A 12,957-nucleotide genomic window follows, 5' to 3' on the forward strand; every position below is an offset into this window, starting at 1 on the left:
CCTCTTTTATTGCATATTTCTCGTTAAAGGTAAAATAAACACTTCTACACGTCTATTTTTCGCTTTTCCTTCTTGCGTATCATTTGGAGCAATTGACCGATATTCTCCGTAACCAACTGCACTAAATTTTCCTGGTTGTAATTCTTTATTTTGCAGTAATACTTGCATAAAATTAACTGCCCGCTGCGTACTTAATTCCCAGTTCGATGCAAATTGCGCATTTGCAATAGGAACATTATCTGTATGTCCAGATACTGTGATTTCACGAGGTGATGCTGAAACAAGTAAATTAGACATTTCTTTCGCAATACTTAACGATTCTAATTTTACGTCCGCTTTCCCAGAATCAAATAGTACATTTTCTAATATCGTTACCTTCAATCCCTTTTCTGTTAAATCAGTTTTAAAAGAAGAAGATAATCGATTTTCCTCAATATACTTATCAATACCTTTTTGTACCGCTTTTAATTCGTTCATTTCTTGTTGCTTTACTTCAGCTTCAGCATTCTTTTTAATCCTCTCAGACTCTAAACTACTTGCTGATAATTCCTTTTCATCATTTGGCTTCTGATCACTTAAAAATTCTTTGTTACCTGTTCCACCAGCTAATTCACTTCGAAAAGCAACAGCCATCTGTTTAAACTTAGCAGCATCTATACTGCTCATTGCGAATAAAACGATGAACAATGCAAACAACAACGTTAACATATCAGAATAAGGGATTAGCCAAGTTTCATCGATATGTTCTTCGTGTTTTTTCTTTTTACTTCTTCTATTTTTTTTACTCCGCATTTTTTTCTGCCCCTTTTTCAAGCTTTTTGCGCTCAGTTGCAGAAAGTGCACCTAAAATGCGGTTCTTCATAATAAACGGATATGTACCTTCTTGTAACATTAATAAACAATCAATAATTAAACGTTTTTTCTCTAATTCAGCTGCAGATTTTTGCTTTAATTTATTTGCAAATGGATGCCATAGTATATAACCTGAGAAAATACCAAAAATCGTTGCAATAAATGCACCCGAAATAGCGTGACCTAACTTTTCAATATCAGTTAAATTACCAAGTGCAGCTACAAGACCAATAACAGCACCTAAAACCCCTAATGTTGGTGCATATGTACCAGCTTGAGAAAAAATTGCTGCCCCCTTTGCATGCCTTTCTTCAATTGCTTCTAATTCAGCTTCTAAAATCTGTTCTAAATCTTCTGCAGATACGCCATCAATCACAAACTTCATACCACGCAAAAGAAATTCATCTTGAATTTTGTCTAATTGCTGCTCTAAAGACAAAATACCGTATTTTCTACTTTCAGATGTCCAATGAACAAACAATTCTAGCAACTGTTCATAACTTAAATCTTTTTTATTAGAACCAAAAAGAACTTTAAATAATTTTGGAATCTTTTTTAATTGATTCATCGGAAATGCGATACATACTGCAGCAAATGTACCAACAAAAATAATTAATGCTGCGGCAGGATTAACTAAGGCCATTACGTCAGCGCCCTTGACGACCATCCCTACAACTACCGCCACTACTCCTAAAATGATTCCAATAAGTGTTGCAAAATCCATTCCCATTCACTCCTAGTCTATACAAGAAGTTCTTTATTCTCGATAATCGCTACATCTTCTTATGTATATATATTACATAAAAAATGAATTTCATGAAAGATAAGAAATGAATTATATAAAAAAATACTACAATTCCACACATTTTCTGACATTTTCTTTGCATTTCTATTACGTTACGACTCTTATATTTCTTTTTCAGTAAACTAGACTTATAATAAAAAACGATACATATTTTATTAAGAAAGGATTGTGATTACAAGGCATCATGAAAAAAATAATCCTTATTTCTGCCGCTACTATTGTAATCGGTATCACTTCTTTCGCTTACTTTGATTCTAAATCGCCACTACAAAATGAGGCGAAAGCTGTCGAAAGTCAACAGCATAATAATCACCAAAAAGAAGAGATTCCTGCTTTTCCAAAAGCTGATCATAACGCCAAGAAGCTAGACAATGATTTTTCCGTTGTAACAAATCCAGATTCTAACCTTGTATTAGTTAATAAACATCGAAAACTACCAGATGGATACACACCTGAAGACTTAACAAGACCAAATGTACCATTTACTAGTCCAAAAGATAAAGAAAAAACATTGCTACGCAAAGATGCTGCAGATGCGCTTGAAAATATGTTTGCAGCAGCAAAAAAAGAAGGACTTGAACTTACAGCTGTATCTGGTTATCGTTCATACAAACGCCAAAAATCATTACATGATACATACGTTAGACGTCAAGGAAAAGCTGAGGCAGATTCAGTAAGCGCCATTCCTGGTACGAGTGAACATCAAACTGGTTTAGCAATGGATATTAGTTCAAAATCTGCTAAATTCCAATTAGAGCCTATTTTTGGAGAGACAGCCGAAGGTAAATGGGTTGCAAAACATGCTCATGAATTTGGCTTTGTCATTCGTTATTTAGAAGATAAAACAGAAACAACAGAATACTCATATGAACCATGGCATTTGCGCTACGTTGGAAATCCATACGCTACATACATATATAAACATCATTTAACATTAGAAGAAGCGATGGAAGACAAAAAATAAGAGAGCATGTTGCTCTCTTATTTTTCTTTCACTCTATTATTGTAGTAATTTTTTCTTCCACTCTTCAGGCCACGGTTCGCCTCTTCCTGTTTTTTTCGACGCTTGGACCATCATTCCACGACCAACTAAACAAACCTCTCCTTCTGCATTCTTCACCATATAATGCAAATCTAATGAAGAATTTCCAACTGATCCCGCTTTTACATACACCTTCAACTGTTCATCAAAATATATTTGTTTAATAAAATTACATTGTAAATCCGCAACAACAATCATCGTTTCTGAAGATTCATGCGTCCATTCTTGCATAAATCCAAGTTCTTTAAACAATGCGATACGCGCTTCTTCAAAATAGGTGAAGGCAACGACATTATTTACATGTCCAAACATATCTACTTCACCAAAACGAACCTTTACAGGATTGTAAAACGAAAAACCACTTTCCCATTGCTCAAAGTCTTCAATATAAGAAATCCTCTTCATTGTTCCCTCTCCTTTTCGCTCCAAAATAAACAGAATAAACAGAAAAATATAGTTATAAATATTGCCCCTTCGAAATGAAGAGGCAATATTTTTTAATAGTTATTGTCGCTACCAAAGAAATCTTTGAACGATTGAATTGTTGTATCACGGTTTAACGCCGCAATTGAAGTTGTTAATGGAATACCCTTTGGACATGATTGCACACAGTTTTGAGAGTTACCACAGTTTGCAAGTCCTCCATCACCCATAATTGCACGTAAGCGATCTGCTTTATGCATTTCACCCGTTGGATGTGAGTTAAATAAACGAGCTTGTGATAACGGTGCTGGTCCAATAAAGTCCGATTTACTATTTACGTTTGGACATGATTCTAAGCAAACACCACATGTCATACATTTTGAAAGCTCATAAGCCCATTGACGTTTCTTCTCTGGCATTCTTGGTCCTGGTCCTAAGTCATACGTACCATCAATTGGAATCCAAGCTTTAACACGTTTTAGAGCATTAAACATGCGACTACGGTCAACTTGTAAGTCACGAACAACCGGGAATGTCTTCATCGGTTTTAAGCGAATTGGTTGTTCTAATTGATCGATAAGCGCTGTACATGATTGACGTGGTTTTCCGTTAATCACCATCGAACATGCACCACATACTTCCTCTAAACAGTTCATATCCCATGCAATCGGAGTTGTTTTGTTTCCTTTTGAATCAACAGGATTACGACGAATTTCCATAAGGGCCGAAATAATATTCATATTCGGACGATACGGAATTTCAAACTCTTGGTCAAACGCTTGCGCATCTGGTCCGTCTTGTCTCGTAATGATGAGGCGGATTGTTTTCTCAGACATGTTGTTTATCCCCCTTCTCTTCACTCTTAGCAGCTACATCGTGTTTTGAAGAATAATCACGTTTACGTGGTTTAATTAATGAAATATCCACGTCTTCGTAATGGAATGCCGGTGCATTTCCTTCTCCTTCAAATTTCGCCATCGTAGTTTTTAAGAAGTTTGCATCATCACGATTTGGGAATTCAGGTTTGTAATGCGCTCCACGACTCTCATTACGGTTATATGCGCCAATTGTAATAACACGTGCTAATTCAAACATATTTGCAAGTTGGCGTGTAAATGAAGCACCTTGGTTGCTCCATCTCGCTGTATCGTTAATGTTAATACGTTTGTAGCGAGCCATTAACTCTTCAATTTTTGCATCTGTTTCTAATAATTTTTTATTTTCACGAACTACTGTAACGTTATCTGTCATCCATTCTCCAAGCTCTTTATGAAGAACATACGCATTTTCGTTACCATCGAGCGTTAAAATATTGTTAAATTTCTCTGTTTCGATTAATTCATTTTGTTCATACACAGTAGATGAAACAGCATCTGATGATTTAGAAAGACCTTTCATATATTCAATTGCATTTGGTCCTGCTACCATACCACCGTAAATTGCTGATAATAGTGAGTTCGCGCCAAGGCGGTTACCACCGTGCATAGAATAATCACACTCACCTGCTGCAAATAAACCTGGAATGCTTGTCATCTGCTTATAATCAACCCATAGCCCGCCCATTGAATAGTGAACAGCTGGGAAGATTTTCATTGGTAGTTTACGAGGATCATCACCTGTAAATTTCTCATAGATTTCAATAATTCCACCAAGTTTAATATCTAGTTCTTTCGGATCTTTATGAGAAAGATCTAAGTACACCATGTTTTCACCGTTAATACCTAGTTTTTGCTCTACGCAAACATCAAAGATTTCACGCGTTGCGATATCACGAGGTACAAGGTTTCCGTAAGCCGGATATTTTTCTTCTAAGAAGTACCATGGTTTACCATCTTTATATGTCCAAACACGTCCACCTTCACCACGTGCAGATTCACTCATAAGACGTAATTTATCGTCTCCCGGAATTGCCGTTGGGTGAATTTGAATGAACTCACCGTTTGCATAATATGCGCCTTGTTGATATACAGCAGAAGCTGCTGTACCTGTATTGATAATGGAGTTTGTTGATTTTCCGAAGATGATACCAGGGCCCCCTGTTGCCATAATCACGGCATCTGCTCGGAAACTTCTAATCTCCATAGTTTGTAAGTCTTGTGCAACGATTCCTCGGCACACACCTTCATCATCAACAACAGCTCGTAAGAAATCCCAACCTTCATATTTCGTTACAAGTCCCGCTACTTCGTGACGACGTACTTGCTCATCTAATGCATATAGTAATTGCTGTCCAGTTGTTGCACCAGCAAATGCTGTACGGTGATGTTGCGTTCCACCAAAACGACGGAAATCAAGAAGTCCTTCTTCCGTACGGTTGAACATAACACCCATACGGTCCATTAAATGAATGATACCAGGTGCTGCTTCACACATTGCTTTAACTGGTGGTTGGTTCGCTAAGAAGTCCCCACCATAAATTGTATCGTCAAAGTGGATCCATGGAGAATCCCCTTCACCTTTCGTATTTACGGCACCGTTAATTCCGCCCTGAGCACATACAGAATGTGAACGTTTTACTGGTACTAAAGAAAACAGTTCAACATTTACTCCTGCTTCTGCCGCTTTAATCGTTGCCATTAAGCCAGCCAAGCCACCGCCGACTACTATAAGTTTCCCTTTCATGCTCTCCCACTCCTTACTGGTTTGCTAGCTGTGGATCGATGAACGCTAATAATGCACTCACACCTACATAAGATAAACCTAAGAAAATAGCTAATGTTACATAAGTAGAGATTCTTTGTGAACGTGGAGATACTGTAATTCCCCAGCTGATGCAGAATGTCCATAGTCCATTTGCAAAGTGGAAAATTGTTGAAACAACACCAACTAAGTAGAATGCAAACATAGCTGGATTGTTTAAAATATCTGCCATCATGTCATAGTTTACCTCTTTACCTAACATTGCTTGAATACGAGTTTCCCAGACGTGCCAAGAAATGAAAATCAGTGTAACGATACCTGAAATTCTTTGGAAGACGAACATCCAGTTACGGAAATAACCGTAAGAAACCGCATTGTTCTTAGCTGTAAATGCAATATATAAGCCATATATAGCATGGTACAGTATCGGTAAAAAGATAATGAAAATTTCTAGCGCATACCGGAATGGAAGGAGCTCCATAAAGCCTGCAGCTTTGTTAAAAGCCTCTGCTCCTCGTGTTGCAAAGTTGTTTACAATTAAATGTTGCGTCAAAAAGACACCAACCGGGATGACCCCCATTAATGAGTGCCACTTACGAAACGTATACTCGCGGCCTTTCATGTCCCCATTACCCCCCTTGAATGATTGACTGCTGTTTTCAGATTAGTTTATGGCAATAATGTTTTTTCACTATTGGCATAAGAAAAACTGAAAAAATTATTCGAAATATTTCAGCATAATTTGATACCAAGTTCATTTTACTCCTATTTTTGTCGAAGCGTCAAGAAAACGTATACATAATTTGCATATAATTTGCCAATTCTTTTTTTCTTCTTATATATTCAGATTTTCCCAAAGAAAAATCTGTTTTTATAAATGAGAAATGTTATATAATAATCCCTATAGAAAGAGGGGAATATTGTGAGTAAAAATACAATCGATACAACATCTTTAGAAGATGTTTCATTGAACGCCTTCGCTTACGAATTGCTACGTGAAGAATTACTACCTGATTTAATCGGTAACGATCTAGATGGTATTTTATACTGGTCCGGTAGAAACCTTGCAAGAAAATATCCACTAGACACAATTGAAGAAGTCATTCAGTTCTTTGAAAAAGCTGGCTGGGGCACTTTAAGCATTATTGAACATAAGCGTCGTGAAATGCAGTTCCAACTTAAAGGCACACTCATCGCTGAACGTCAAAAACAAAAAAGACATTCTTCTTATCAATTAGAAGCTGGGTTCATCGCTGAACAAATTCAAAAGCAACGAAACGTCGTTGCAGAGTCCTACGAAGAAAAGAAAAAACGTTCAGACTCTATTACATTTCTCGTAAAATGGGATATAAAAGATCTCATTGAAGTGTAGCATTACCCACAGTCAACTAGACATATCAGTTTAGTTGACTTTTTGCATTTTCATTCATTTGAATTTATTTTAAATCTTCAGAAATTATACCAAAAAATAGAAGACGTTGTAAACTACAACGTCTTCTTATCCGCTAAATAACTATAAATCGTCTCTGCGACATTTTTCGGCATACCCGCTTCGACAAATTCTGTTACAGAAGCCTCTTTCATCTTTTTTAACGATCCGAAATGTTTTAACAATATCTTTTTTCGTTTATCTCCAATTCCAGGAATATCATCGAGTGCCGATTGAATGACAGATTTCCCGTGTAATTGACGATGGAATGTAATCGCAAATCGATGCACTTCATCTTGAACACGCTGCAATAAATAAAATTCTTGGCTATTTCTCTCAAGCATCACAGGTTCAGGTGGATCTCCAATAATTAAATGAGATGTTTTATGTTTGTCATCTTTTACAAGACCTGCCATCGGAATATATAAACCGAGCTCATTTTCTAAAACATCACTTGCAGCCGCCAGATGACCTTTTCCGCCATCAATAATGATTAAATCTGGTAAAGGTAACCCCTCTTTCAGCGCCCTTGTATAACGGCGTCTCACAACTTCTCTCATAGACTCATAATCATCTGGTCCTTGAACTGTTTTAATTTTATATTTCCTGTATTCTTTCTTAGCTGGTTTCCCATCAATAAAAGCAATCATTGCCGAAACAGGATTTGTCCCTTGAATATTTGAGTTATCAAATGCTTCAATACGATAAGGCGTTTCAATTCCGAGCTGCTTCCCTAAATTCTCTACCGCTTTAATCGTTCGCTCTTCATCACGTTCAATTAAATAGAATTTCTCTTCCAAGGCGATCTTCGCATTTTTATTTGCCAGTTCTACAAGATCTTTTTTCTTACCGCGTTTCGGCTGTGTCGCTTCCACTTCTAAAAAGCGTTCTACTAATTCTGAGTCTATACTTCCTGGAACAACTATTTCTTTCGGCTTAAAATGACTGCTGTTTTCATAAAATTGACCGATAAACGTTAAGAATCCCTCTTCTGGTTCATCATATATTGGAAACATAGAAACATCACGTTCAATTAGCTTTCCTTTTCGAACGAAGAAAACTTGAACACACATCCACCCTTTATCAACTGCATAGCCAAACACATCACGGTCCACTAAATCACTCATAATCATCTTTTGTTTTTCCATAATCGCATCGATATGAGCGATTTGATCACGTAACTCTTTTGCACGTTCAAACTCTAGTTTCTCTGAAGCTTCATACATTTTTGTTTCTAATTCTGAACGAACTTCTTTATGTCCACCATTTAAAAACTTAATAATTTCATCTACAATTTCTTTATTTTGTTCTTCCGTAACTTCTTTCACACAAGGTGCTAAACATTGACCCATATGATAATATAAACAAACTTTATCGGGCATATTTGAGCACTTACGAAGCGGGTACATACGATCTAGCAGTTTTTTCGTTTCATGAGCTGATTGTGCATTCGGATAAGGACCAAAATACTTTCCCTTATCCTTTTTTACATTTCGCGTAATAAGTAATCGCGGTTGTTTCTCAGCTGTAATTTTAATAAAAGGATATGTTTTATCATCTTTTAATTGAATATTATATTTTGGGTCATGTTTTTTTATTAAGTTTAACTCCAAAATGAGCGCCTCTAGATTTGAGGAGGTTACAATATATTCAAAATCTACAATTTCTCCTACTAACCGAAGTGTTTTCCCATCATGCGAACCAGTAAAGTACGAGCGCACACGATTTTTAAGCACTTTTGCCTTTCCGACATATATAACCGTTCCTTGCTTATCTTTCATTAAATAACAACCAGGTTGATCTGGTAAAATAGCCAACTTCTCTTTTAAATGTTCATGCACTCGTTACCCTCCATTTCTACATGCTTAGCATTTTTATTTTCACATGAAAACATACTATGCCAAAATACCCAACATACGTTCTTTTATTGTAACGGAAAGGTGTAAAAAAAGAAAATAAAAAAGGCTACCAAATGGTAGCCTTTTTATTTTAGAAGTGTTTAGAAACTAATTCTACTAACGCTTCTTTCGGTTTGTAACCTAACGCTTGATCAACTACTTTACCGTCTTTTAATACGAAAAGAGCTGGAATGCTCATTACTTCGAATTGACGAGCAGTTTCTTGATTTTCATCCACGTCTACTTTTACTACTTTTACCTTTTCGCCTAGTTCTGCATCAATTTCCTCTAATACAGGAGCGATCATTTTACAAGGTCCACACCAAGGTGCCCAGAAATCTAATAATACAACACCTTCGCTAGTTTCTGCTGCGAAGCTTTGGTCATTTGCGTTTACAATTGCCATTTTATTTCCTCCTTCAAGTATATTCTACCAAGAGTATATCATTAACTTATATACGTGGCGAATAATATGTATCGTTATGTATTGTAACAAAAAAGTGTTCCTTTATACTATATAAAAATACGGATTAAATACTAAAAAGATGAGAGACAGGGGATCTCTCACCTTTTTCTATATATAGGGGTACTTCACTTGGAACTCAAGGGTACTCAAATCATGAATGTACTTTTAACTTTTTAAACTCTTCTGTTAAAAGAGGTACCACTTCAAATAGATCGCCAACAATACCGTAGTCAGCTACTTTGAAGATACTTGCTTCTGGGTCTTTATTAATCGCAACGATTATTTTTGAGTTAGACATACCAGCTAAATGCTGAATCGCACCAGAAATACCGCATGCAATGTATAGGTCTGGTGTAACAACTTTACCAGTTTGCCCAATTTGTAATGAGTAATCACAATACTCAGCGTCACAAGCACCACGAGATGCTCCAACAGCGCCGCCTAGTACGTCAGCTAACTCTTTTAATGGCTTGAATCCTTCTTCACTCTTCACACCGCGTCCGCCAGCGATAATAACTTTTGCTTCAGAAAGATCAACGCCTTCTGCCGTCTTACGGACGACATCTTGAATGATTGTACGTAAGTCTTTCACATCTACTGTAATAGAAGACACGTCACCACTGCGAGACTCATCTTTTTCAAGCGTTGCGATGTTATTTGGACGCACTGTCGCAAATAAGATGCCGTCTGTTACAATCTTCTTCTCAAACGCTTTACCAGAGTAAATTGGACGAGTAAAGATAACATTTCCACCTTCAACTTCTAAAGCAGTTACGTCAGAAACTAGACCAGCTTCAAGCTTCGCTGCTAATTTTGGTGATAAATCTTTCCCAAGTGCTGTATGTCCAAATACAATACCTTCTGGATTTTCTTCAGCATATACAGCTAAAAATGCTTGTGCATACCCATCAGATGTATATGATTTTAATTTATCATTTTCAACTGTCACAACGCGATCTGCACCGTAATGAATCAACTCATTTGCAAAAGAAGCAACGCTATCTCCAACTAGAAGACCTACTACTTCACCGCCTTCTGCAATTGTTTTTGCTGCTGCTACCGCTTCAAACGAAACGTTACGTAGCGATCCATCACGAACTTCACCCATTACTAATACTTTACGAGCCATAGATTTTCCCTCCTGCATATATAATTTCGTATTTTATTAGATTACTTTCGCTTCTGTATGGAGCAACGATACAAGTTCTTTTACTTGATCTTGCAGCTCGCCTTGTAACACTTTTCCTGCATCTTTCTTAGGAGGCAAATAGATTTCAATTGTTTTTGTCTTTGCTTCCACATCATCTTCTTCTAAATCTAAATCATCTAATTCTAATTCTTCTAGTGGCTTTTTCTTCGCTTTCATAATACCTGGAAGCGATGGATAACGAGGTTCATTTAAACCTTGCTGTGCTGTTACTAAAACTGGTAATGAAGTTTCAATCACTTCTGTATCACCTTCAACATCGCGCTCAATCTTCACGTTTGTACCGTCAATTTCAAGTTTTGTAATTGTCGTTACGTACGGAATATTTAATGCTTCAGCTACACGCGGACCAACTTGTCCAGATGCACCATCAATTGCAACGTTTCCGCCTAAAATTAAATCTGCATCTTTATCTTTTAAATATTCAGCAAGCACTTTTGCTGTCGTGAACTGGTCACCATTTTCTACATCATCTTCAATATTAATTAATACCGCTTTATCGCAACCCATCGCTAACGCCGTACGAAGTTCTTTCTCACTATCTTCGCCACCAACTGTTACGACAGTAACTTCTCCACCTTGTGCGTCTCTTACTTGAATTGCTTCTTCAATTGCATATTCATCGTAAGGGTTGATGATGAATTCCGCTTCGCCATCGTAAATTGCACCGTTTTTAATTACGATTTTTTCTTCTGTATCAAATGTTCGTTTCATGAGTACGTAGATGTTCATTCCATTTACCCCCTTGTTTTTCAGAAAGATTCTATCAATTTTAATTTTCTGTTAATTTATATTAAAAAAATAATTGAACTACCTGCCGCTAAATGAAGGCTTACGCTTTTCTAAAAATGCTGCGACACCTTCTCTTCCATCTTCACTCGTAAATACTTCACCAAAGATTTGAGCTTCGCGTTGTACACCTTCATAATAATGAGACGATTTCGTCGTTTGCAATAACTCTAGTACAGCACGAGTCGTCGCTGGGCTTTTTCCAGCAATCTGTTTTGCAACTTTAAGCGTATCATCTAAAAATGTTTCTTCAGCAAAAACTCCGTTAACTAGTCCCCATTTTAATGCTTCTGCACCAGTAATCGGTGTACTTGTTAACATCATTTCACAAGCTTTCGCTTTCCCAACATAACGTGGTAATCGCTGTGTACCTGCAAATCCAGGAATTAATCCAAGTGTTAATTCAGGTAAACCAAGTTTTGCACTTTCAGTTGCAAAGCGCATGTGGCAAGACATAGCAAACTCAAGGCCGCCGCCAAGTGCCGCTCCATGAATTGCCGCGATAACTGGTTTTGAACATTTTTCAACGCGCTCAAACGTAACTTGTCCAAGCTGCGCTAATTCAGTCGCTTGCTTCGCTTCAGTAACAGATGTAAATTCTTTAATATCTGCTCCCGCCGAGAAGAAGCGCCCTTCACCGTGAATAACAACAACACGAATGTTATCATCCTTCTCCACTTGATCAATTAATTCAGTAACGTCATGCATAACTTGTGAAGACATCGCGTTAGCTGGCGCATGATTTAACGTAGCCACCGCGATATGATCTTCAACTCTTACAGATAGGAATTTCAACATGATCCCTCCCATTATTGACGATAACCACAAGCTGCAATAAGTAGCCCATGTACCGTTTTTGAAAGTGCGACCAGATCATACTTATGATCGCTCATTACCCAATTGGTCACAACTTCATCTACTGTTCCAAAGATCATTTGTCTTGCCACGCGAACATTTAAATCCGCTTGGAATTCACCTTGCTTTATACCTGTCTCTAAAATCTCATCAATAACTTGTAAGTAGCCTTTTAATACTTCATTTATTTTCAGGCGTAAGTCTTGATTGGACTGTCTTAGCTCTAATTGCGTAACGATAGCAAGAGGATCATTTTGCGACAACAGCAAGAAGTGCGTTTCTACCAACATGAATAACTTCGATACAGCGCTTTCAATTCCTGCTGTTTTTTGACGAATTGTTTCGACAAATTCTCCCATCTTCTCTTGGAATAAGGATATTAATATATCTTCTTTATTTTTAAAATATAAATAAATCGTGCCATCAGCTACCCCAGCTTGCTTTGCTATTTTAGAAACTTGCGCTTGATGGTACCCATTCTCCGCAATCACAATGACTGCCGCATCAATAATTTGATTGTATTTCGGTCTATTTTTCTTCACTTTACTGTC

The 12,957-nt window shown here is 37.1% G+C and carries 14 protein-coding genes; 2 read left to right on the top strand and 12 right to left on the bottom strand.

Features of this window, described 5'->3' with window-relative positions:
- Positions 1-6: 6 nt before the first annotated feature.
- A complete protein-coding gene (gene motB, locus ACTFNE_RS04040) occupies positions 7-792 on the bottom strand; it encodes a flagellar motor protein MotB (protein ID WP_046198126.1) in 786 nt (261 codons plus the stop codon).
- Complete coding sequence (gene motA, locus ACTFNE_RS04045; protein ID WP_000344868.1) at positions 782-1,576, bottom strand: flagellar motor stator protein MotA; 795 nt, start codon at positions 1,574-1,576, stop codon at positions 782-784. The genes motB and motA overlap by 11 nt, the downstream gene beginning before the upstream one ends.
- 265 nt (positions 1,577-1,841) lie before the next feature.
- Here motA and ACTFNE_RS04050 point away from each other — a divergent pair, with 265 nt between their 5' ends.
- Positions 1,842-2,621: a M15 family metallopeptidase gene (locus ACTFNE_RS04050; protein WP_000720579.1), complete on the top strand. Its 780-nt coding sequence runs from the start codon at positions 1,842-1,844 to the stop codon at positions 2,619-2,621.
- A 36-nt stretch (positions 2,622-2,657) separates the two neighbouring features.
- On the opposite strand, the gene ACTFNE_RS04055 is transcribed toward ACTFNE_RS04050, so the two are convergent.
- The 4 genes from ACTFNE_RS04055 to sdhC all read right to left on the bottom strand — a co-directional run bounded on the left by ACTFNE_RS04055 (position 2,658) and on the right by sdhC (position 6,384).
- Positions 2,658-3,104 carry an acyl-CoA thioesterase gene (locus ACTFNE_RS04055; RefSeq protein WP_000822740.1) on the bottom strand — a complete coding sequence of 149 codons (447 nt, stop codon included), beginning with the start codon at positions 3,102-3,104 and terminating at the stop codon, positions 2,658-2,660.
- Positions 3,105-3,196: 92 nt separating this feature from the next.
- Positions 3,197-3,958: a succinate dehydrogenase iron-sulfur subunit gene (sdhB, locus tag ACTFNE_RS04060; protein WP_001291826.1), complete on the bottom strand. Its 762-nt coding sequence runs from the start codon at positions 3,956-3,958 to the stop codon at positions 3,197-3,199.
- A complete protein-coding gene (gene sdhA / locus ACTFNE_RS04065; protein WP_000676754.1) occupies positions 3,951-5,744 on the bottom strand; it encodes a succinate dehydrogenase flavoprotein subunit in 1,794 nt (597 codons plus the stop codon). Before sdhA ends, sdhB begins: the two co-directional genes overlap by 8 nt.
- 13 nt (positions 5,745-5,757) lie before the next feature.
- On the bottom strand, positions 5,758-6,384 hold the full coding sequence (sdhC, locus tag ACTFNE_RS04070; RefSeq protein ID WP_000678354.1) for a succinate dehydrogenase cytochrome B558: 627 nt from the start codon (positions 6,382-6,384) through the stop codon (positions 5,758-5,760).
- Positions 6,385-6,684: 300 nt separating this feature from the next.
- On the opposite strand from sdhC, the gene ACTFNE_RS04075 reads away from it, so the two are divergent.
- Positions 6,685-7,134 (top strand): YslB family protein, encoded by a 450-nt coding sequence (locus ACTFNE_RS04075; protein ID WP_000042220.1) that lies wholly within the window; start codon positions 6,685-6,687, stop codon positions 7,132-7,134.
- A gap of 113 nt (positions 7,135-7,247) precedes the next feature.
- Here ACTFNE_RS04075 and uvrC read toward each other — a convergent pair whose 3' ends face one another.
- The 6 genes from uvrC to ACTFNE_RS04105 all read right to left on the bottom strand — a co-directional run bounded on the left by uvrC (position 7,248) and on the right by ACTFNE_RS04105 (position 12,948).
- Positions 7,248-9,032 carry an excinuclease ABC subunit C gene (uvrC, locus tag ACTFNE_RS04080; protein WP_046198128.1) on the bottom strand — a complete coding sequence of 595 codons (1,785 nt, stop codon included), beginning with the start codon at positions 9,030-9,032 and terminating at the stop codon, positions 7,248-7,250.
- Between the two features lie 148 nt (positions 9,033-9,180).
- Positions 9,181-9,495 (bottom strand): thioredoxin, encoded by a 315-nt coding sequence (gene trxA / locus ACTFNE_RS04085; protein WP_001018943.1) that lies wholly within the window; start codon positions 9,493-9,495, stop codon positions 9,181-9,183.
- Between the two features lie 211 nt (positions 9,496-9,706).
- On the bottom strand, positions 9,707-10,684 hold the full coding sequence (etfA, locus tag ACTFNE_RS04090; RefSeq protein ID WP_000101965.1) for an electron transfer flavoprotein subunit alpha: 978 nt from the start codon (positions 10,682-10,684) through the stop codon (positions 9,707-9,709).
- A 36-nt stretch (positions 10,685-10,720) separates the two neighbouring features.
- On the bottom strand, positions 10,721-11,494 hold the full coding sequence (gene etfB / locus ACTFNE_RS04095) for an electron transfer flavoprotein subunit beta (protein ID WP_001029030.1): 774 nt from the start codon (positions 11,492-11,494) through the stop codon (positions 10,721-10,723).
- A 78-nt stretch (positions 11,495-11,572) separates the two neighbouring features.
- A complete protein-coding gene (locus ACTFNE_RS04100; RefSeq protein WP_000911295.1) occupies positions 11,573-12,349 on the bottom strand; it encodes an enoyl-CoA hydratase in 777 nt (258 codons plus the stop codon).
- Between the two features lie 11 nt (positions 12,350-12,360).
- Complete coding sequence (locus ACTFNE_RS04105; RefSeq protein WP_000742222.1) at positions 12,361-12,948, bottom strand: TetR/AcrR family transcriptional regulator; 588 nt, start codon at positions 12,946-12,948, stop codon at positions 12,361-12,363.
- Positions 12,949-12,957 lie beyond the last annotated feature (9 nt).

Source organism: Bacillus cereus group sp. MYBKT111-2 (assembly GCF_051915205.1).
GTDB classification, from domain to species: domain Bacteria; phylum Bacillota; class Bacilli; order Bacillales; family Bacillaceae_G; genus Bacillus_A; species Bacillus_A paranthracis.